This is a genomic window from Paenibacillus sp. W2I17 (genome assembly GCF_030815985.1).
GTDB lineage: Bacteria > Bacillota > Bacilli > Paenibacillales > Paenibacillaceae > Paenibacillus.
On record NZ_JAUSXM010000001.1, the window covers coordinates 5417861 to 5439532 of the forward strand.

Below are 21672 nucleotides of genomic sequence, written 5' to 3' on the forward strand. Positions count from 1 at the left end.
AGGTATGGCTGATTCCCGTGATGTGCTTCTTGTAGACGGGTACAACATGATTGGCGACTGGCCGGAATTAACCAAACTGGCGGAAAGTGGGCTCGAAGAGGCGCGTAACAGGCTTCTCTTTCGTCTTGCAGACTACCAGGCTTTCTCCGGCCGGCGAGTCATTGTTGTGTTTGACGCCTACCTCGTGCCTGGACTCGGTAAATCCTTTACTCAGAGCAAAGTGCAGATCTATTTTACAAAGGAAAAAGAGACGGCAGACGAATGCATTGAGAGACTCGTTCGGGAACTAAGCATGCGAAGACGCCAAATCTATGTGGCTACGAGCGATATGGTAGAGCAACATGTTATTTTTGGACAGGGAGCGCTACGCGTATCTGCAAGGGAGTTACTAATTGAAGTTGAGCAGAACGAAAAAGAATTAAAAAAACGACTGGAAGAAGATCAGGCGAAGACCACGCGTAACACACTCGGGGGTAAGTTAAGTCCCGATGTATTAAAAGAGTTTGAGCGATGGCGCCGGGAATAACAGCACGTTTTTACAAAAATTAGAATATTGAAACTCTTGACATTTATGTTATTGATGTTCTTTTTTAGGCAGAGCGTGGTTGACGGTGCGAGGTACCATCATATATACTGATCCTATATTTCATAGAGTAGAGTAACGGGGTACCTTGCGTTGCAGCCGGAGGGATTGTCTGTGAGTGTCGACCTCAAAGATATCATGTTATCTAAGTATGATTACCAAAGTGACGAAGACATTGTCGAAGCTTTCCGTGAAGGCGAAAGCGAAGCGTTAGAGTTTCTAATTAACAAATATCGTAACTTTGTACGCGCCAAGGCAAGATCTTATTTTCTGATTGGGGCAGACCGGGAAGATATTATTCAAGAAGGAATGATTGGCCTCTACAAATCCATTCGAGATTTCAAAGGGGACAAGCTGGCTTCGTTCAAGGCTTTTGCCGAACTGTGTATTACAAGACAGATCATCACGGCGATTAAGACAGCAACACGTCAGAAGCATATTCCGCTTAATTCTTATGTATCTCTGGACAAGCCTATTTATGACGAAGAGTCTGATCGTACGTTACTCGATGTGATTTGTGGAACCCAGGTCAGTGATCCGGAAGAACTTATCATCAATCAGGAAGAGTTTGTGGGCCTGGAAGATAAAATGTCCGAGATTCTGAGTGATCTGGAACGTAAAGTATTGATGTTGTATCTGGACGGGAGATCTTATCAAGAGATTGCAGTAGATTTGGACAGACATGTGAAGTCCATTGATAATGCACTTCAGCGCGTCAAGCGCAAACTTGAAAAGTACCTGGAAGTTCGAGATAATTAAACACATGTTGTCGTTGACGGAAAAGGCTCGGTGTTTGAGTCTTTTTTTAGTGTCTCAAGTTTATAAAATCTAAGAATGTTTATACTAGTAATCGCTCGGTCCATGCAGGAGAAGAGAAAAACAGAGATGAGAAACGAATGTACGTTGTACGGAAGTAATACCCAATGAATGAAAGGCTATTCTTTCATTGACATGGTTATACCCTTGTGATAAAGTGTTTTAGGTAGGCCTAAATTTATGGCTTTTTTTCAGGATCAATTTAGAGACTCTGCTTGAATGTGGAAGTCTTCGGGAGGTGTACATCATGCGGGTAATTATTACTTTGGCTTGTACTAACTGCAAACAAAGAAATTACACTACGACAAAAAACAAGCGTAATCACCCCGACCGCATGGAGATGAAGAAATTTTGCAAGTTTTGTAACGAGCAGACTTCTCATCGCGAAACCAGATAGTTTTTGGAGGTGTCGGCGTGAAACGAAGTTTCAAATCTCTGATTTCCTTTTTCTCAGAAAGCTGGGCTGAACTTAAAAAAGTTCGCTGGCCTAATCGTAAAGAGCTGACCAACTACACATTGATCGTACTTGGTACTGTTGTGGTTATGACGCTGTTTTTTTGGGTCATTGACATTGGCATCTCCTTTGTGATCGAAGCGATTATTTAAGAAGGGTTCCGGTGGCTTGATATGGAAAAAAGATGGTACGTCGTTCATACCTATTCAGGGTATGAGAACAAGGTCAAAGCCAATTTGGAAAAACGCGTAGAGTCTATGGGCATGGAAGACAAGATATTCCGCGTTCTTGTTCCTATGGAAGAAGAAGTGGTAAACAAGGACGGTAAGAAAAAAACCGTTATGCGTAAAGTTTATCCCGGTTATGTCTTGGTGGAAATGGTACAGACGGATGATTCTTGGTATGTTGTTCGCAACACACCAGGTGTTACAGGATTTGTCGGTTCGACAGGTTCTGGGTCCAAACCAACTGCTTTGTTGCCTGAAGAAGTGGAACAAATTCTGAAGCACATGGGTATGGTTGAACCTAAGCCGAAAATTGAGTTCGATATTAAGGAATCCGTACGTATTAAAGTCGGTCCTTTTGCGAATTTCGTAGGCTCCGTGGAAGAAATTTTGGTAGACAAAAGCAAGTTGAAAGTGCACGTGAACATGTTTGGACGGGAAACACCGCTTGAGTTGGAATACACGCAAGTGGAGAAGATATAGTCTCTTCAAGTTTCTTGTGGGAGGGTTGAAAAACCCGTTAACCACTATTTTGCAAGGAGGTGTCAATCATGGCGAAAAAAGTTATTAAAATGGTAAAACTGCAGATTCCAGCAGGTAAAGCAAACCCAGCACCACCAGTAGGTCCAGCTTTGGGTCAAGCAGGTGTCAACATCATGGCATTCTGTAAAGAATTCAACGCTCGTACAGCTGATCAGGCGGGATTGATTATTCCAGTTGAAATTTCTGTATTCGAGGACCGTTCCTTTACTTTCATCACTAAAACTCCACCAGCAGCAGTTCTGTTGAAAGTGGCAGCTAAAGTTGAAAAAGGATCCGGCGAACCGAACAAGAAAAAAGTTGCTACTGTTAAACGTGATGCGGTACGTCAAATCGCAGAAACAAAAATGCCTGACCTGAATGCAGCAGACGTTGAGTCCGCTATGCGTATGGTCGAAGGTACTGCCCGCAGCATGGGTATCACCATCGAAGACTAATTTTCATAAGAAACATGGCTTCGTAAAACCGGTCGATTCGCGACCGGTTGATGTGGGAGGTATATCCGCTAACACCACAAAGGAGGAATAAAACATGGCTAAACACGGTAAAAAATACCTGGAAGCTGCTAAGCTGATTGACAGCGAAGCAACTTACGAGCCTTCAGAAGCTGTAGAGCTTGTGAAAAAGGCAGCTACTGCAAAATTCGATGAAACAATCGAAGCAGCAGTTCGTTTGGGCGTAGACCCTCGTAAGCAAGACCAGGCTGTACGTGGTGTTGTTGTCTTGCCACACGGCACAGGTAAAACACAACGCGTATTGGTATTTGCAAAAGGTGACAAAGCGAAAGAAGCGGAAGCGGCTGGCGCGGACTATGTTGGTGATGCAGACATGATCAACAAAATCCAACAAGGCTGGTTCGAATTCGACGTCTGCGTAGCGACACCAGATATGATGAGTGAAGTAGGTAAATTGGGCCGACTGCTCGGCGGTAAAGGTCTGATGCCTAACCCTAAAGCCGGAACGGTAACTTTCGATGTAACTAAGGCTGTTCAAGAAATTAAAGCCGGTAAAATCGAATATCGTCTGGATCGTGCAGGTCAAATTCATGCACCGATTGGTAAAGCTTCTTTCTCTTCTGAGCAACTTAATGAGAACTTCAAAGCTCTCATGGAAGCTCTGAATCGTGCTAAACCAGCGGCAGCAAAAGGTGTTTATCTGAAGAATGTTAGTCTTTCTTCCACGATGGGCCCTGGCGCACGCGTGAACGCAGCAGCTTTTAGATAATATCTCTTGACAGGCTTGTCCTGTTTTTGATAAGATATAAAAGTTGTGAGTCCGAGTGACTGACCGTTGACATTTGAATATGCTTGCCGTAGACAGTAGGTGCCATTTGGCTTAATTTCCTGCCGAGGTGTGATTATAGAACTTAGAACGATGCAAATCGATGATGAGTATATATCAAGCCTTCGTGATTCTACGGAGGCTTTTCTTAATGGGATAAATTTGATCAGGAGGTGTACAGATTGGCAAACGCAAAAGTGATTCAAGCAAAACAAGAATCCGTTGATGCAGTAACAGCAAAATTGCGCGAGAGCGTTACAACTGTTGTTGTTGACTATCGCGGATTGAACGTTGCCCAAGTAACTGAGTTGCGTAAGCAACTTCGTGAAGCAGGGATCGAATTCCAAGTGCTGAAAAACTCGTTGCTTCGCCGTGCAGCTGCAGCAGCAGAACTGACAGAACTCGATAGTGTTCTTACAGGTCCTACTGCAATTGCATTCAGCGTAGATGACGTTGTGGCTCCAGCTAAAATTCTGAACGACTTCGCGAAAAAGAACGATGCACTGGAATTGAAAGGTGCAGTCGTAGAAGGTCGCGTAATCGGAGTAGAAGAAGTTAAGGCGTTGGCAGAACTGCCATCCCGCGATGGACTCCTCTCCATGCTCCTCAGCGTGCTTCAAGCGCCAGTGCGCAACTTCGCGCTTGCGGTTAAAGCAGTTGCAGAAAAAGAAGAACAAGGCGCGTAAGCAACTTGATCTGAATGCTGCTTAGGCGGCAAATGAATTAAAAAAATAATATTATATATGGAGGTTCACTCATGAGTAAAGAGCAAATCTTGGAAGCAATCAAAGGCATGACTGTACTGGAATTGAACGATCTTGTTAAAGCAATCGAAGAAGAATTCGGCGTAACTGCTGCAGCTCCAGTAGCTGCTGCAGGTGCAGTAGCTTCTGCTGAAGCTGAGCAATCCGAGTTCGACGTTATCTTGACTAGCGCTGGTGCTTCCAAAATCAACGTTATCAAAGCAGTTCGCGAAATCACAGGTCTTGGCCTGAAAGAAGCAAAAGAACTGGTTGACAACGCTCCAAAAGCATTGAAAGAAAAAGTTGCTAAAGAAGAAGCAGAAGCGGTTAAAGCTAAGCTTGAAGAAGCAGGCGCTTCAGTTGAAGTTAAATAATTTAGCTATTACAAGCTAAATGAACAAAACAACAAACCCCTTGACTTATATCAAGGGGTTTGTTTGCTGTAATTGTAAATGGAAAGTGAGTGAGGGCATGTCCAATCATTATTATTCGGACAAACCGCAAGTGGCGCATGATCGCAGAGCAACTGAAGCGGTTCTTCGCGGATTCAGTCTGCGATTCGTGACGGATGCCGGTGTGTTTTCCAAAAACGGAATCGATTATGGCAGCAGAGTATTGATTGATGCGATAGAGTTGCCATCAGGGGCTCATGTTCTCGATGTGGGCTGTGGATACGGGCCAATGGGTCTTACAGCAGCCAAACTTGTACCGGATGGGCATGTCACTATGATCGATATCAACGAGAGAGCCGTTGAACTTTCCAGGGAAAATGCAAAAGCGAACGGAATTAACAATGTTACGGTATTGCAAAGTAATCTACTGGCTGAAGTGAAAAAGCAAGATTTTGACGTTATCCTAACCAACCCGCCTATACGGGCTGGGAAAGAGACGGTTCATACTATTTTCGAACAGGCACATCGCCATCTGAAGGTAGGCGGTTCGTTGTGGATTGTCATTCAGAAGAAACAAGGAGCCCCGTCAGCGAAAGCAAAATTGGAATCTTTGTTTGGAAGAGTGGAAGAAGTGACGAAGGATAAAGGCTATCGGATTTTCAAAGCGGTGAAATCGGAATAGGTATCTACTAAAAGCTGAATCCGAGTTTGTAAAGTAAGCAGGGGATCATTTTTTTTGCAATAGGACTATTGACTTGAAATTCAGGTCGTGGTATAGTTGTAAAATGTCAGTATTAAGATGCCCTACTTGGCTTTAGCTAACTAAAAATGTCAACCTTTTTTTACGCCGAACGGGCTTATTATGCCTACGTTTGGCGTATAATATGTACATTTTGGGCAAACTGGGGATAAGAATGATTTGGAAAGACATCCGCCGATCAAAGTTGCTCTTTTTTCGAACGACATTTCGAGTAAGGGCTTTTCTTTATTTGTGGATGCATTGCTTTGCTCTGTATGTGTACCATTATAAGGTTACAAACAGAGGTTCGCAACGAAATTTTTAAAGTGAGTAGACATTGAGGGGTGAGTTTAAGTTGGCAGGACATCTTGTTCAATATGGTCGACGCACTCGGCGCAGTTATGCACGAATTAACGAGATACTCGAAGTTCCGAACCTGATTGAAATCCAACAAAAATCCTATGATTGGTTTTTGGAGGAAGGGTTGCGCGAAATGTTCCAGGATATCTCGCCGATCCAGGATTTTACAGGTAACTTGATTTTGGAATTTATCGATTACAGTCTCGGTGAACCGAAGTATACAGTAGACGACGCGAAAGAGCGTGACGTTACGTATGCAGCACCGCTTCGGGTCAAAGTCCGGCTCATTAATAAGGAAACCGGCGAAGTCAAAGAGCAGGAAGTATTCATGGGAGATTTCCCGCTGATGACCAACACGGGCACATTTATTATTAATGGTGCGGAACGGGTTATTGTCAGCCAGTTGGTTCGCTCTCCTAGCGTTTACTTCAGTACCAAAGTAGATAAAAACGCCAAAAAAACGTATACCGCTACAGTTATTCCTAACCGCGGCGCTTGGTTGGAACTGGAGATGGACGCGAAGGATGTTGTTTACGTCCGGATCGACCGTACACGTAAAATACCGGTTACGGTTCTCCTGCGTTCACTTGGTTTTGGCACAGATGCTGAGATTCTGGATCTGCTCGGTAATGACGAATATATCCGCAACACACTGGACAAAGACAACACGGATTCCACGGAGAAAGCACTCATTGAGATCTATGAGCGTCTTCGTCCGGGCGAGCCGCCAACGCTGGATAATGCGAAAAGCTTGCTCGTAGCACGTTTCTTTGATCCAAAACGTTATGACCTGGCTAATGTAGGTCGTTACAAAATGAATAAAAAACTTCACATCAAAAACCGTTTGTTTAACCAGCGCTTGGCTGAGTCACTTATTGACGCTGAGACTGGTGAAATCATTGCTGAAGCAGGTCAAATGGTTGATCGTCGTTTGTTGGATGAAATCATGCCGTATCTGGAGAAGAGCGTTGGATTCCGCACGTATCACGTGGGTAACGGCGTTTTGGATGCCAATGATATCCCTATGCAAACAATTGATGTGTTCTCACCAACTGAAGATGGTAAAGTGGTCAAACTGATTGCCAATGCAAACATTGACAAGTCCGTTAAAAACGTGACACCGGCGGATATTATTTCGTCCATCAGTTATTTCCTTAACCTTCTGCAGGGAATTGGTAGCACGGATGATATCGATCATCTGGGTAACCGTCGTTTGCGTTCGGTGGGTGAACTCCTGCAGAACCAGTTCCGTATCGGTTTGTCCCGTATGGAGCGTGTGGTTCGTGAGAGAATGTCCATTCAGGATGCTAACGTAATTACACCACAGGCTTTGATTAACATACGTCCTGTTATTGCATCCATTAAAGAGTTCTTTGGTAGCTCTCAGTTGTCACAGTTTATGGATCAAACGAACCCGCTGGGTGAGTTGACACATAAACGTCGTTTGTCCGCACTCGGACCCGGTGGTTTGACGCGTGAGCGCGCAGGTATGGAAGTGCGTGACGTCCATCCATCCCACTATGGCCGTATGTGTCCAATCGAGACGCCAGAGGGACCAAACATCGGTTTGATCAACTCCTTGTCTACGTTCGCTCGTGTGAATGAATATGGCTTCATTGAAGCTCCATATCGTTGGGTTGATCCGAAGACAGGTATTGTAACCGAGCAAATTGATTACCTGACAGCTGACGAAGAGGACAACTATGTTATCGCGCAAGCGAATGCGAAGTTGAACGAAGACGGTACATTCGAAGAAGAAGCGATCATTGTACGTTACAACAAACAGTCGGATAACATCCTTACGATGCCGAGTGAGCGAGTTGACTACATGGACGTATCTCCTAAACAGGTTGTATCCGTCGCGACAGCGCTGATCCCGTTCCTTGAGAACGATGACTCCAACCGTGCACTCATGGGATCCAACATGCAGCGGCAGGCGGTTCCACTCTTGATTCCTAAAGCACCACTTGTGGGAACAGGTATGGAGCACAAAGCTGCAAAAGATTCTGGTGTATGTATTGTCTCCGATTATGACGGAATTATCGAACGTTCTTCTGCGAACGAGATTTGGGTCCGTCGTGTTGAAGAAGTGGACGGTCAGGAAGTTAAAGGCGATATCGTTAAATATAAATTACACAAATTTATGCGTTCGAACCAAGGAACATGCATTAACCAGCGTCCGATTGTCAAAAGAGGTGCCGCTGTCAAAGCTGGCGATATCCTCGCTGATGGTCCTTCAACGGAAATGGGTGAATTGGCTCTGGGACGTAATGTTGTTGTTGCCTTCATGACTTGGGAAGGTTACAACTACGAGGATGCGATCTTGCTCAGTGAAAAACTCGTTAAGGAAGATGTATACACATCCATCCATATCGAGGAGTATGAGTCAGAAGCGCGTGATACCAAGCTTGGACCTGAAGAGATCACACGTGACATCCCTAACGTTGGGGAAGAAGCGTTGCGTAACTTGGATGAGCGCGGTATTATCCGCATCGGTGCTGAGATCAGTGCTGGCGACATTCTGGTTGGTAAAGTAACACCTAAGGGTGTAACAGAGCTGACAGCAGAAGAACGTCTCTTGCATGCGATCTTTGGTGAGAAAGCACGTGAAGTACGTGATACTTCCTTGCGTGTACCACATGGTACTGATGGTATCGTAGTAGACGTGAAAGTATTTACCCGTGAAAACGGTGATGAGCTGCCTCCAGGTGTTAACCAACTCGTTCGTGTATATATCGCTCAAAAACGGAAAATTTCCGAGGGTGATAAAATGGCCGGACGTCACGGTAACAAAGGGGTCGTGGCCCGCATCTTGCCGGAAGAAGATATGCCTTTCCTGCCAGACGGTACACCGGTTCAGATCGTTCTTAACCCACTGGGCGTACCTTCCCGGATGAATATCGGTCAAGTACTCGAGGTTCACTTGGGTATGGCGGCGATGCAACTGGGTATTCACGTAGCAACTCCTGTATTCGACGGAGCGAAGGAGTATGACGTCTTCGATACGATGGAAGAAGCAGGTATGCAACGTAATGGTAAAACTGTCCTGTATGATGGTCGTACAGGTGAAGAGTTTGAACGTGAAGTTACCGTAGGTGTCATGCACATGATCAAATTGGCACACATGGTTGATGATAAAATCCATGCCCGTTCCACGGGTCCTTACTCACTTGTTACGCAACAGCCATTGGGTGGTAAAGCCCAATTTGGTGGACAGCGTTTCGGGGAGATGGAAGTATGGGCGCTTGAGGCATACGGTGCAGCTTATACACTGCAAGAAATCTTGACTGTTAAATCCGATGACGTTGTTGGTCGGGTTAAAACGTATGAATCCATTGTCAAAGGTGAGAATGTTCCGGAACCAGGCGTTCCTGAATCATTCAAAGTATTGATCAAAGAGCTGCAAAGCTTGGGTATGGACGTTAAGATTTTGAGCGAAGATGAGCAAGAGATTGAAATGAGAGAAATGGACGATGAAGATGACGCTGCGAGCGATAAGCTCAGCCTCAACCTTGAGGGTACAGAGGTCGGAGCGGAATAAACCGCTTCGAGCGCATGATGACCGGCGTTTTTCATCAGGCTCACGTCTTGCTCCGGCTTCGGCCGGAGTGGGCGTAACCTAGATTACAGGAATTGGTTAAGGAGGGTTGCTCCTTGTTGGACGTCAACAATTTCGAATACATGAAGATCGGGCTTGCTTCCCCAGAGAAAATTCGTTCTTGGTCCCGCGGAGAAGTGAAAAAACCGGAAACGATCAACTATCGTACGTTGAAACCGGAAAAAGAAGGGCTGTTCTGCGAAAAGATTTTTGGCCCTACAAAAGACTGGGAATGTCATTGCGGTAAATACAAACGCGTGCGTTATAAAGGCGTTGTCTGTGATCGTTGTGGCGTTGAAGTAACACGTGCGAAAGTACGCCGCGAACGGATGGGCCATATTGAGCTCGCTGCTCCGGTATCGCATATCTGGTACTTCAAAGGTATTCCGAGCCGTATGGGTCTTGCTCTGGATATGTCTCCAAGATCTCTTGAAGAGATTATTTATTTTGCATCATATGTTGTAACTGATCCAGGAGAAACTCCACTGGAGAAAAAACAGCTGTTGTCCGAGAAAGAATACCGTAGCTACCGTGAAAAATACGGCTATGGTTTCCATGCTGGCATGGGCGCAGAAGCGGTTAAAAAATTGCTTCAAGACCTTGACATAGACAAAGAGCTCGAGTTCCTGAAAGAAGAGCTCCGGACTGCGCAAGGACAACGTCGTAATCGTGCAATCAAACGTCTGGAAGTTATCGAAGCCTTCCGCAACTCCGGCAATAAGCCAGAGTGGATGATCATGGATGTACTTCCTGTTATCCCGCCGGAACTTCGTCCAATGGTACAGTTGGATGGTGGACGTTTTGCAACGTCTGACCTGAATGACTTGTATCGCCGTGTAATCAACCGGAACAACCGTCTGAAACGTCTGCTTGATCTGGGCGCGCCAGATATTATCGTGCAAAATGAAAAACGGATGTTGCAGGAAGCTGTTGACGCATTGATCGATAATGGTCGTCGTGGACGCCCGGTAACGGGTCCTGGTAACCGTCCATTGAAATCTCTCAGCCACATGCTGAAAGGTAAACAAGGACGTTTCCGTCAAAACTTGCTCGGTAAACGGGTTGACTATTCTGGTCGTTCCGTTATCGTTGTTGGACCTTACCTGAAAATGTATCAGTGTGGTCTGCCAAAAGATATGGCACTTGAATTGTTCAAGCCTTTTGTTATGAAAGAGCTTGTAAATAAAGGGCTTGCCCACAACATCAAGAGCGCGAAACGTAAAGTTGAGCGTGTAAGTCCTGAAGTATGGGATGTTCTTGAAGAAGTAATCAAGGAGCATCCGGTTCTGTTGAACCGTGCCCCTACGCTTCACAGACTCGGTATTCAAGCATTTGAACCGATTCTCGTTGAAGGTAAAGCAATTCGTCTTCACCCGCTCGTATGTACGGCATACAATGCCGACTTTGACGGTGACCAAATGGCCGTGCACGTTCCGTTGTCCGCTGAAGCTCAAGCGGAAGCACGTATCCTGATGCTTGCATCTGGTAACATTTTGAACCCGAAAGACGGTAAACCGGTTGTTACTCCTTCCCAGGATATGGTGCTTGGTTCTTACTACCTCACTATGGACAACAAGGAAGAAAAGGGCACAGGTATGATCTTGCGTACAGTTAACGAAGCTGTATCGGCATACCAACGTGGTACTGCTGGTCTGCATGCGCGTGTAGCTATTCCGGTTAAGGCGCTTGGTAAAACAAGCTTCACGGAAGAACAGCAAGAAGGAATTTTGCTGACAACTATTGGTAAGATTATCTTCAATGAAATTTTCCCAGCAAGCTTCCCGTATATCAATGATGCGACTCGTGCTAACTTGTACCAAGGTACTGCAGATCACTCATTTGTATATGAAAAAGGTGCTGATCTCAGAGAAGCTATTATGAATGCTCCTCTGGCTGGCGGTGTCGGTAAAGAATACCTCGGCTCCATCATTGCACGTTGTTTTGAAATTTATCACACAACGGAAACAGCCGTTATTTTGGATAAAATCAAACAACTTGGATTCACATACTCTACACGTGCCGGTATTACGGTTGCGGTATCTGATGTTATCGTTCCACCTGAGAAGTTTGAAATTCTTAGACAATCTGAGGAAAAAGCACAAATCGTTACGAATCAGTACCGTCGTGGTCTGATTACGAATGAAGAGCGCTATGACCGTATCATTGATATCTGGTCAAAATCCAAAGATGACATCACTGAGATTCTGATGAAGTCCATGGATCGTTACAACTCGATCATGATGATGGTAGACTCCAAAGCACGGGGTAACAAATCGCAAATCACCCAATTGGGCGGTATGCGTGGTCTGATGGCCAACCCATCCGGTCGAATTATCGAACTCCCAATCAAATCGAACTTCCGTGAAGGTCTGACGGTACTCGAGTACTTTATCTCCACTCACGGAGCGCGTAAAGGTTTGGCGGATACAGCCCTGCGTACAGCCGATTCAGGTTACCTGACTCGTCGTCTCGTAGACGTAGCCCAAGACGTAATCGTGCGTGATGATGATTGTGGTACAGATAAAGGCTTTACGGTAAGTCGTATCCAGGATGGTAAAGAGGTTATTGAAGATCTCTACGACCGTATTGAAGGCAGATACTGCTTCGAGACACTTCGTCATCCGGAAACGAAAGAAATCATTGTAGGTCGCAATGAATTGATTGACTCCGATAAAGCAGAAGCGATCATCAAAGCAGGTATTACTAAATTGCAAATCCGCTCCGTCCTCAGCTGCCGTGCAAGTCATGGTGTCTGCAAGAAGTGTTATGGTCGCAACCTCGCGACTGGTAAACACGTGGAGATTGGTGAAGCAGTTGGTATTATTGCAGCACAATCCATTGGTGAGCCGGGAACACAGCTTACAATGCGTACATTCCACACCGGTGGTGTAGCCGGAGACGATATTACGCAAGGTTTGCCGCGTATCCAGGAGTTGTTTGAAGCTCGTAATCCTAAGGGTCAAGCAACAATCAGTGAGATTGATGGTGTAGTTAAAGAGATTCGCGAAGCGAAAGATCGTCGTGAAATCGAAATTCAAGGTGAGGCGGAATCCAAAGTTTACTCCGTTACCTACGGTTCCCGTGTGCGCGTAAGCGAAGGCGCGGAAGTTGAAGCGGGTGACGAGTTGACAGACGGTTCCATTGATCCAAAAGAGATGTTACGGATTAAAGGCATACGTGGTGTACAAAACTACATTCTGCAGGAAGTACAACGCGTATATCGTAACCAAGGCGTAGAAATTAACGATAAGCACGTTGAAGTTATGATCCGTCAAATGCTGCGTAAAATCCGCATCGTAGATGCAGGAGATACAACGCTGTTGCCGGGATCGTTCGTGGATATGCATGAGTACGAAAGAGCTAACAAAATTGCGATTCTTAGTGATAAAGAGCCAGCGGTTGCTAAACCAATCCTGCTCGGTATTACGAAAGCATCCCTGGAAACAGACTCCTTCCTCTCGGCGGCTTCTTTCCAAGAAACTACACGTGTACTGACAGATGCAGCGATCAAAGGTAAAGTCGATCAGTTGCTCGGTCTGAAGGAAAATGTAATCATCGGTAAATTGATCCCTGCTGGTACAGGTATGCACCGTTACCGCAGCATCAAATTTGCTGAGCCAGAAGATGGCCAATCTTCAGTAGAAGAACTTGAGCCAGTTTCGGTTGATTAAATAGATTCCTCCTCATTTAGAGGGGAATGAAAGTTTTGTGCGTCAGGAGGCGGACGCTTGTATAATGCAGGCGGACGAATCCTGATGTACGTAAACTTTTAAAAAATGTTTTAGGATTAGCATTGACAATGCTTGCGCTAGATGCTAATATATCAAAGGTGCGTGGGCAGCTGATTGTACATGGTTCTATTCGGAGGAATACACAATGTCTAATGAAAAAGCCTTGCAAGATGCTCATGTCAAAATAGGTACCAAACAGACCATGCGGATGGTGCAGACAGGTATGGCTTCTGAAGTCTATGTCGCAGAAGATAGTGATCCGCAGCTCACTTCCAAAATCATTGCTTTGTGTGAACAACACAATGTGAAGTACACGAAAGTGGATACAATGAAAAATCTCGGCAAAGCTTGCGGGATTGGAGTGGGAGCAGCTATGGCTGCTGTCGTAAAATGATAGTGTAAGGAACGTTTTTGTCCGAGAACTTTTAAGGATTCTCCAAGGCAAAAACTTTTCATTTGTCTTTTTATGAACCGCCTGGGTCTGTGGACTTAGCGAAAAGAGGTTTATAAAGAAACATGAATATTTGAGGAAGGGGGTGGCAATCACATGCCAACTATTAATCAACTGGTTCGTAAAGGACGTCAAGCAAAAGTTGAGAAGTCAAAATCTCCAGCTTTGCAAAAAGGATTCAACGCTTTGAAACGTGAATCTACTAACATCAGTGCCCCACAAAAACGTGGTGTCTGCACTCGTGTAGGTACAATGACTCCACGTAAACCAAACTCTGCACTTCGTAAGTATGCCCGTGTTCGTTTGACGAACCGTCTCGAGGTTACAGCTTATATCCCGGGAATCGGACATAACCTTCAAGAGCACAGTGTGGTATTGATCCGCGGAGGTAAAGTTAAAGACCTTGCAGGAGTTCGTTATCACATCGTTCGTGGAGCTCTCGATACTGCAGGCGTAAACAACCGTATGCAAGCTCGTTCGAAATACGGTGCAAAACGTCCAAAAGCTAAAAAAGCCTAAACCATTATAAGCAGAGAACCTGAAAGCCTTCTGGCTTAGGTCTGGAAGGTACAGGGTCTGCTGAACAAGAAAGAAAGGGGGATATCCATGCCACGCAAAGGTCCAGTTACGAAAAGAGACGTGTTGCCTGATCCGTTATACAACAGCAAGTTGGTTACTCGTTTAATCAACCGCATCATGATCGGCGGAAAACGCGGTGTTGCTCAAAGCATTCTGTATAATGCGTTCAAGTTGATTCAAGAACGTACGGGTAATGACCCTATGGAAGTATTTGAAGCAGCAATCAAGAACATCATGCCAGTCCTGGAAGTTAAAGCTCGCCGTGTCGGCGGTGCCAACTACCAAGTACCAATCGAGGTGAAACCAGAGAGACGTACTGCTCTGGGATTACGTTGGCTCGTGAACTACTCCCGCAACCGCGGTGAGAAAACAATGGAAGAGCGTTTGGCGGCTGAGATCATCGACGCTTCCAACAACACAGGCGCTTCCGTTAAAAAACGTGAAGATACGCACAAAATGGCTGAAGCGAACAAAGCGTTTGCTCACTACCGTTGGTAGGATTCAGTTCACAATAAAAAAACTTCAATTTTGAAGGGAGACCCATTTCATGGCTAGAGAGTTCTCCTTGAAAAATACACGTAATATCGGGATCATGGCTCATATTGATGCGGGTAAAACCACGACAACTGAGCGGATCCTGTTTTACACAGGACGTACGCACAAAATCGGTGAAGTACACGAAGGCGCTGCGACAATGGACTGGATGGAACAGGAACAGGAGCGCGGAATTACGATTACTTCCGCTGCAACTACCGCTGCTTGGAAAGGCCACCGCGTTAATATTATTGATACCCCGGGACACGTTGACTTCACTGTTGAAGTTGAACGTTCCCTTCGTGTATTGGACGGAGCAGTTGGTGTATTCAGTGCGAAAGAAGGCGTTGAGCCTCAGTCCGAAACCGTATGGAGACAGGCTGACAAGTACGGCGTACCTCGTATCGCATATGTAAATAAAATGGATATCATCGGTGCTGACTTCCTGAACGTTGTATCTGACATGCGTGATCGCCTTCAAGCGAACGCTGTTGCGATTCAACTTCCGATCGGCGCTGAAAATGATTTCACTGGTATCATCGATATCGTTGCACAAAGAGCTCATATGTACAAAGATGACCTTGGTCAAGATATCGAAGAAACCGACATTCCTGCAGAATTTGCAGATCAAGTTGAAGAACTTCGCAACGAGTTGATTGAGCGCGTTGCTGAACTGGATGAAGATTTGACAATGAAATACCTCGAAGGCGAAGAAATCACAATTGATGAGATCAAAGCCGTACTCCGTAAAGGTGTTGTAGATGTTAAGATCTTCCCGGTTATCTGTGGATCCTCGTATCGTAACAAAGGTGTTCAACTGATGTTGGATGCTGTTATCGATTACTTGCCAGCTCCAACAGATGTTCCATCGATCACTGGACATCTTGAAGATGGAACTGAAGCAGTCCGTCAGTCATCCGATGAAGAGCCTTTCTCCGCATTGGCATTCAAAATCATGACAGACCCTTACGTTGGTAAATTGACATTCTTCCGCGTATACTCTGGTGTTCTTCAATCCGGATCATATGTATTGAATGCCACTAAAAACAAACGTGAGCGTATCGGTCGTATCCTTCAAATGCATGCGAACAGCCGTCAAGAAATCACTGTAGTATACTCCGGTGATATTGCAGCTGCCGTAGGTTTGAAAGATACGGGTACAGGTGATACACTATGTGATGAGAAAAATCCGGTTATCCTGGAGTCAATGAACTTCCCTGATCCGGTTATCGAAATCGCCGTTGAACCTAAAACCAAAGCTGACCAAGATAAAATGGGTGTTGCTCTCGGTAAGTTGACTGAAGAGGATCCAACTCTTCGTGCTCATACTGACGAAGAAACAGGTCAAACAATCTTGGCAGGTATGGGTGAGCTTCACCTTGATATCATCATCGACCGTATGCGTCGTGAGTTCAAGGTTGAAACTACTGTGGGTAAACCACAAGTAGCTTACCGTGAAACATTCCGTGCTCCAGCGCGCGTTGAAGGTAAATTCGTACGTCAATCCGGTGGTCGTGGTCAATACGGTCACGTATGGGTTGAATTCGAACCTCTCGAGCCGGGTACAGGCAGCCAGTTCGAAAGTAAGGTTGTCGGTGGTTCCGTACCAAGAGAATACATTCAACCTGCACTGTCAGGGATTGAAGAGCAAATGAAAAACGGCGTTATTGCAGGCTTCCCGCTTGTTGACGTTAAGGCTACAATCGTAGACGGATCTTACCATGATGTCGATTCCAATGAGATGGCATTTAAAATTGCCGGATCTATGGCGCTTAAAGCGGCTAAAGACAAGTGTAAACCAGTTCTGCTTGAGCCTATCATGAAAGTAGAAGTAACTGTTCCAGAAGAGTACATGGGTGACGTAATGGGTATGTTGAACTCCCGTCGTGGCCGCATCGAAGGTATGGATTCCCGTAGTGGAGCTCAAATCATCCGTGCTAAGGTACCTCTGTCTGAAATGTTTGGTTACTCTACAACTCTTCGTTCCGGTACTCAAGGACGCGGCGTATTCTCCATGGAACTCTCTCACTATGAAGAAGTTCCTAAGAGCATCGCTGAAGAAATCGTTGCCAAAACAAAAGGCACCGAGTAGTTTTCTCACACTGGATGCAAGTGCATAAGAATTCAATTCGGAGCACTTCATTCAGTGAAAACATAAAATTATAATTTTAAGGAGGCCACGTTCAAATGGCAAAGGCTAAATACGAACGTAATAAACCCCACGTTAACATCGGTACTATTGGTCACGTCGATCACGGTAAAACAACTCTGACTGCTGCAATCACAACTGTATTGTCCAAAACTTACGGTGGTGCTGCAATTGCATTCGACCAAATCGACAAAGCTCCAGAAGAGCGCGAACGCGGTATCACAATCTCCACATCACACGTTGAGTACGAAACTGACACTCGTCACTACGCTCACGTTGACTGCCCAGGTCACGCCGACTATGTTAAAAACATGATCACTGGCGCGGCTCAAATGGATGGAGCTATCTTGGTAGTATCCGCAGCAGACGGCCCAATGCCACAAACTCGTGAGCACATCTTGCTCTCCCGTCAAGTAGGCGTACCTTACATTGTTGTATTCTTGAACAAATGTGACATGGTTGAAGACGAAGAGTTGTTGGAATTGGTTGAGATGGAAGTTCGCGACCTTCTTAACGAATATGAGTTCCCAGGTGACGATACTCCAATCACACGTGGATCCGCTCGTGAAGCTCTGGCAAACCCAGATGGCGAATGGGCTCAAAAAATCGTTGAGATGTTCAAAGAGATCGACACTTACATCCCACTGCCTGAGCGTCAAACTGACAAGCCTTTCTTGATGCCTGTCGAGGACGTATTCTCCATCACTGGTCGTGGTACTGTTGCTACTGGCCGTGTAGAGCGTGGTACTGTTAAAGTCGGCGAAGAGATCGAAATCGTTGGTATCACTGAAGAAACTAAAAAATCCGTTGTAACAGGCGTTGAGATGTTCCGTAAATTGTTGGATTCCGCTCAAGCGGGTGACAACATCGGTGCATTGTTGCGTGGTGTTGACCGTACTCAAATCGAGCGTGGTCAAGTACTTGCAAAACCAGGTTCTGTTAAGCCACACACAGAATTCACGGCTCAAATCTACGTTCTGACTAAAGAAGAGGGCGGACGTCACAAACCATTCTTCACTGGTTACCGTCCACAGTTCTACTTCCGTACAACTGACGTAACAGGCATCATCAACTTGCCTGAAGGTACTGAAATGGTAATGCCTGGTGATAACATCACTGTTACTGTTTCCCTGATCTCCCCAATCGCGATTGAAGAAGGAACTAAATTCTCCATTCGTGAAGGCGGACGTACAGTAGGTGCCGGTTCCGTAGCATCTATCCAAAAATAATTCGGCTTAACGCTGAATAAAGCATATGTAACAGTGTACTGGAACGAGTAACATTGTATTGTAACGAAGCTTCGGAAGAGTTCTTTATCCGACATCGGATAGAGAACTCTTTTATTATGTTTAAAGTTCGGAACCTGCGTCATACGAAATGAACATCATTTACGAGTTTAGAAGGATTGGCAAGGCAGCCTGGATATTGAAGATTAACACTGCAATAAACGAAGTCATTTCATCAGAAAAGATAAGTTTAAATGTTTTTCTTAAATATGCTTGCAATACGCCTATCTTTTCTATATAATAATGAATGTTGTTCTGTGACGTTGCGATGATGTGAGAGGTTACTGGCACACCCGGCCCCTTTGCCATGGGAGAGTGGCTAGAAAATTTTCACGGAGTATGTCCGATAAAAAATTGGGCGATAGAAGGAGGGACTAAAATGGCAAAGCAAAAAATTCGTATTCGTTTGAAAGCTTACGACCACAGAATTCTTGATCAATCCGCGGAGAAAATTGTTGAAACAGCAAAACGTTCGGGTGCTGGTGTATCCGGTCCGATTCCGCTTCCTACTGAAAAACAAATCATTACTATTCTTCGTGCGGTGCACAAGTACAAGGATTCTCGGGAACAATTCGAACAACGTACACATAAACGTTTGATCGACATCGTTAACCCGACTCCACAAACTGTGGATGCCTTGATGCGCTTGGATCTGCCGTCCGGTGTAGATATCGAAATTAAATTGTAATACAAGCTACAACAAAGACCATGTATAAAGGAAAAGAGGTGTCAACATGAAAGCAATCTTAGGAAAAAAACTCGGAATGACTCAAGTATTTACTCCTGAAGGTAACGTCGTTCCAGTAACGGTTATCGAAGCAGGCCCTTGTGTTGTTTTGCAAAAGAAAGACATTGAGAACGATGGCTACGAAGCAATTCAAATCGGTTACTCCGATAAGAAAGAGAAAAATGCTAACAAGCCAGAAGCAGGTCACGCTAAAAAAGCGAACACTGCCCCTAAGCGCTACGTTCGTGAAGTTCGCGGTATCAACATCGCAGAATATGAAGTTGGCCAAGAACTGAAAGCTGACATTTTCGCTGAAGGCGAATTCGTTGACGTAACGGGTATTTCTAAAGGTAAAGGTTTTGCCGGCGTTATCAAACGTTGGGGACAAAGCACTGGACCTATGTCACACGGTTCGCGTTATCACCGTGGCCCTGGTTCAATGGGTTCGATCCAAGCTAACCGCGTTCCTAAAGGCAAACGCCTGCCAGGACACATGGGACATGATACTATTACAATCCAACGTCTTGAAGTAGTTAAAGTAGACGCTGAGCGTAACGTGTTGCTCGTGAAAGGTTCCATTCCTGGGCCGAAAAACAGTCTCATCAGAGTTAAAGAAACGGTGAAAAAATAACCACTGAAGAAAGGAGGAACACAAAATGCCAAAAGTATCAGTTTACAATGTAGATGGTAGCCAAGTAGGCGAAGTTGAATTGAACGATGCGGTTTTCGGAATTGAGCCGAACCAACACGTTCTGTACGATGCAGTTCTTATGCAACGCGCTTCCCTTCGTCAAGGTACCCACAAAGTAAAAGGACGTTCTGAAGTACGTGGCGGTGGACGTAAGCCTTGGAAACAAAAAGGTACAGGTCGCGCTCGTCAAGGTTCAATTCGTTCACCACAATGGAAAGGCGGCGGTATCGTATTTGGTCCAACACCACGGAGCTATGCGTATAAACTGCCTAAGAAAGTTCGCCGCTTGGCGATCAAATCAGCCCTTTCATCCAAAGTGCTTGACAATGACATTATCGTTTTGGACGCTCTCACGTTGAGCACGCCTAAAACTAAAGAATTCGCAGCCATCTTGAGTAACCTCAAAGTGGGACGTAAAGCTTTGATCGTAGCTCCTAGCTATGATGATAATGTAGCTCTTTCCGCACGGAATATTCCAGGCGTGAAATTCGTAGCTGCTGACGGCATTAATGTTCTTGACGTGCTTTCGCACGACAAATTGATCATTACGAAAGAAGCAGTTCAGAAGGTAGAGGAGGTGCTCGCGTAATGAAGGATCCTCGTGATATTGTAAAACGTCCGATTATTACGGAACGTACTGCTGACATGATGAACGACTTGAAATATGTATTTGAAGTCGATATCCGTGCAAACAAAACCGAGATCAAAAAGGCAGTAGAAGCTATTTTCAATGTAAAAGTGAAAAACGTGAACACGCTTCGTGTTCCAGCTAAGCCGAAACGGTACGGACGTTATTCCGGATATACTAGCGAATGGAAAAAAGCGTTTGTAACGCTGACAAAAGACAGCAAAACGCTTGAGTTCTTTGAAACTGTATAATTGAATTTTTGAAGTAAGGAGGGAAACCCAGTGCCAATCAAAAAGTATAAACCAACATCCCCGGCAAGACGGAACATGTCCGTTTCTACATTTGAGGAAATCACCACAAATCAGCCGGAGAAATCGTTGTTGGCCCCGTTGAGCAAACAAGCAGGCCGCAACAACCAAGGTAAAATTACAGTTCGTCACCATGGTGGTGGACACAAACGTAAATACCGTATCATTGACTTCAAACGTACTAAAGATGGAATACCGGGCCGCGTTGCTACGATTGAGTATGACCCGAACCGTACATCCAACATCGCTCTGATTCACTATGCTGATGGTGAGAAACGTTATATCATCGCTCCTAAAGGTTTGAAAGTTGGAGATCAAGTGTTCTCCGGACCTGAATCAGACATCAAAATCGGTAACGCACTGCCACTCGAAAACATTCCAGTAGGTACCGTTATCCACAACATCGAGTTGAAACCAGGTAAAGGCGGACAATTGGTTCGTGCTGCTGGTACAGAAGCTCAATTGCTTGGTAAAGAAGAAAAATACGTTTCCGTTCGTCTCTCTTCCGGAGAAGTTCGTCGTATTTTGAAAGTTTGCCGCGCGACAATCGGATCTGTTGGTAACCAAGACCACGAGCTCATCAAAATCGGTAAAGCCGGTCGTAGCCGTTGGTTGGGTAAACGTCCTGAGGTTCGTGGTGTAGTAATGAACCCTAACGATCACCCACACGGTGGTGGTGAAGGTCGTGCTCCAATCGGACGTAAATCGCCAATGTCACCATGGGGTAAACCTACTCTTGGTTACAAAACGCGTAAGAAAAATAAAGCTTCTGATAAATACATCATTCGCCGCCGCACGAAGTAATACACACTGTGCATAACTTCGTGAGGCATCTGCGGATGCATAATAGCTACGTTT

The 21672-nt window shown here is 45.2% G+C and carries 22 protein-coding genes and 1 other annotated feature; all 22 genes read left to right on the forward strand.

What is annotated here, in order from left to right:
- Nucleotides 1–4: 4 nt before the first annotated feature.
- The 22 genes from QF041_RS24130 to rplB all read left to right on the forward strand — a co-directional run bounded on the left by QF041_RS24130 (nucleotide 5) and on the right by rplB (nucleotide 21618).
- The gene (locus tag QF041_RS24130) at nucleotides 5–526 is read left to right on the forward strand and encodes an NYN domain-containing protein (protein WP_036607162.1); all 522 of its coding nucleotides are present in this window, start codon (nucleotides 5–7) and stop codon (nucleotides 524–526) included.
- 171 nt (nucleotides 527–697) lie between these two features.
- Nucleotides 698–1342 (forward strand): RNA polymerase sporulation sigma factor SigH, encoded by a 645-nt coding sequence (sigH, locus tag QF041_RS24135; protein ID WP_017692059.1) that lies wholly within the window; start codon nucleotides 698–700, stop codon nucleotides 1340–1342.
- Nucleotides 1343–1646: 304 nt separating this feature from the next.
- Nucleotides 1647–1796 (forward strand): 50S ribosomal protein L33, encoded by a 150-nt coding sequence (rpmG, locus tag QF041_RS24140; protein WP_072735843.1) that lies wholly within the window; start codon nucleotides 1647–1649, stop codon nucleotides 1794–1796.
- A gap of 17 nt (nucleotides 1797–1813) precedes the next feature.
- Nucleotides 1814–2005, forward strand: a complete 192-nt coding sequence (gene secE, locus QF041_RS24145; protein ID WP_017692060.1) for a preprotein translocase subunit SecE — start codon at nucleotides 1814–1816, stop codon at nucleotides 2003–2005.
- 21 nt (nucleotides 2006–2026) lie between these two features.
- Nucleotides 2027–2560, forward strand: coding sequence for a transcription termination/antitermination protein NusG (nusG, locus tag QF041_RS24150; RefSeq protein WP_024633599.1), 534 nt, complete (start codon nucleotides 2027–2029; stop codon nucleotides 2558–2560).
- A gap of 68 nt (nucleotides 2561–2628) precedes the next feature.
- Entirely contained in the window at nucleotides 2629–3054 is a 426-nt protein-coding gene (gene rplK / locus QF041_RS24155; RefSeq protein WP_017692062.1) for a 50S ribosomal protein L11, read from the forward strand.
- Nucleotides 3055–3148: 94 nt separating this feature from the next.
- The gene (gene rplA / locus QF041_RS24160) at nucleotides 3149–3841 is read left to right on the forward strand and encodes a 50S ribosomal protein L1 (protein WP_017692063.1); all 693 of its coding nucleotides are present in this window, start codon (nucleotides 3149–3151) and stop codon (nucleotides 3839–3841) included.
- A 68-nt stretch (nucleotides 3842–3909) separates the two neighbouring features.
- Nucleotides 3910–4056, forward strand: a sequence feature (ribosomal protein L10 leader region).
- Between the two features lie 24 nt (nucleotides 4057–4080).
- Nucleotides 4081–4584 carry a 50S ribosomal protein L10 gene (rplJ, locus tag QF041_RS24165; protein ID WP_017692064.1) on the forward strand — a complete coding sequence of 168 codons (504 nt, stop codon included), beginning with the start codon at nucleotides 4081–4083 and terminating at the stop codon, nucleotides 4582–4584.
- A gap of 71 nt (nucleotides 4585–4655) precedes the next feature.
- Nucleotides 4656–5015, forward strand: a complete 360-nt coding sequence (gene rplL / locus QF041_RS24170) for a 50S ribosomal protein L7/L12 (RefSeq protein ID WP_017692065.1) — start codon at nucleotides 4656–4658, stop codon at nucleotides 5013–5015.
- Between the two features lie 97 nt (nucleotides 5016–5112).
- The gene (locus QF041_RS24175) at nucleotides 5113–5715 is read left to right on the forward strand and encodes a class I SAM-dependent methyltransferase (RefSeq protein ID WP_047841126.1); all 603 of its coding nucleotides are present in this window, start codon (nucleotides 5113–5115) and stop codon (nucleotides 5713–5715) included.
- A 412-nt stretch (nucleotides 5716–6127) separates the two neighbouring features.
- The gene (gene rpoB / locus QF041_RS24180) at nucleotides 6128–9673 is read left to right on the forward strand and encodes a DNA-directed RNA polymerase subunit beta (RefSeq protein ID WP_307415966.1); all 3546 of its coding nucleotides are present in this window, start codon (nucleotides 6128–6130) and stop codon (nucleotides 9671–9673) included.
- Nucleotides 9674–9786: 113 nt separating this feature from the next.
- Complete coding sequence (rpoC, locus tag QF041_RS24185) at nucleotides 9787–13401, forward strand: DNA-directed RNA polymerase subunit beta' (protein WP_307415967.1); 3615 nt, start codon at nucleotides 9787–9789, stop codon at nucleotides 13399–13401.
- Nucleotides 13402–13606: 205 nt separating this feature from the next.
- Nucleotides 13607–13855 carry a ribosomal L7Ae/L30e/S12e/Gadd45 family protein gene (locus tag QF041_RS24190; protein ID WP_047841123.1) on the forward strand — a complete coding sequence of 83 codons (249 nt, stop codon included), beginning with the start codon at nucleotides 13607–13609 and terminating at the stop codon, nucleotides 13853–13855.
- 153 nt (nucleotides 13856–14008) lie between these two features.
- Nucleotides 14009–14431: a 30S ribosomal protein S12 gene (rpsL, locus tag QF041_RS24195; protein ID WP_017692070.1), complete on the forward strand. Its 423-nt coding sequence runs from the start codon at nucleotides 14009–14011 to the stop codon at nucleotides 14429–14431.
- Nucleotides 14432–14518: 87 nt separating this feature from the next.
- On the forward strand, nucleotides 14519–14989 hold the full coding sequence (gene rpsG / locus QF041_RS24200; RefSeq protein ID WP_017692071.1) for a 30S ribosomal protein S7: 471 nt from the start codon (nucleotides 14519–14521) through the stop codon (nucleotides 14987–14989).
- A gap of 49 nt (nucleotides 14990–15038) precedes the next feature.
- Nucleotides 15039–17117 carry an elongation factor G gene (fusA, locus tag QF041_RS24205; protein WP_076216857.1) on the forward strand — a complete coding sequence of 693 codons (2079 nt, stop codon included), beginning with the start codon at nucleotides 15039–15041 and terminating at the stop codon, nucleotides 17115–17117.
- A 95-nt stretch (nucleotides 17118–17212) separates the two neighbouring features.
- Nucleotides 17213–18403: an elongation factor Tu gene (tuf, locus tag QF041_RS24210; RefSeq protein WP_017692073.1), complete on the forward strand. Its 1191-nt coding sequence runs from the start codon at nucleotides 17213–17215 to the stop codon at nucleotides 18401–18403.
- A gap of 436 nt (nucleotides 18404–18839) precedes the next feature.
- Nucleotides 18840–19148 carry a 30S ribosomal protein S10 gene (gene rpsJ, locus QF041_RS24215; RefSeq protein ID WP_017692074.1) on the forward strand — a complete coding sequence of 103 codons (309 nt, stop codon included), beginning with the start codon at nucleotides 18840–18842 and terminating at the stop codon, nucleotides 19146–19148.
- Nucleotides 19149–19194: 46 nt separating this feature from the next.
- The gene (gene rplC / locus QF041_RS24220; protein ID WP_017692075.1) at nucleotides 19195–19818 is read left to right on the forward strand and encodes a 50S ribosomal protein L3; all 624 of its coding nucleotides are present in this window, start codon (nucleotides 19195–19197) and stop codon (nucleotides 19816–19818) included.
- A 25-nt stretch (nucleotides 19819–19843) separates the two neighbouring features.
- On the forward strand, nucleotides 19844–20467 hold the full coding sequence (rplD, locus tag QF041_RS24225) for a 50S ribosomal protein L4 (protein ID WP_017692076.1): 624 nt from the start codon (nucleotides 19844–19846) through the stop codon (nucleotides 20465–20467).
- Nucleotides 20467–20757: a 50S ribosomal protein L23 gene (gene rplW, locus QF041_RS24230; RefSeq protein ID WP_017692077.1), complete on the forward strand. Its 291-nt coding sequence runs from the start codon at nucleotides 20467–20469 to the stop codon at nucleotides 20755–20757. The genes rplD and rplW overlap by 1 nt, the downstream gene beginning before the upstream one ends.
- A gap of 30 nt (nucleotides 20758–20787) precedes the next feature.
- On the forward strand, nucleotides 20788–21618 hold the full coding sequence (gene rplB / locus QF041_RS24235) for a 50S ribosomal protein L2 (protein ID WP_017692078.1): 831 nt from the start codon (nucleotides 20788–20790) through the stop codon (nucleotides 21616–21618).
- The last annotated feature ends 54 nt before the right edge of the window (nucleotides 21619–21672 follow it).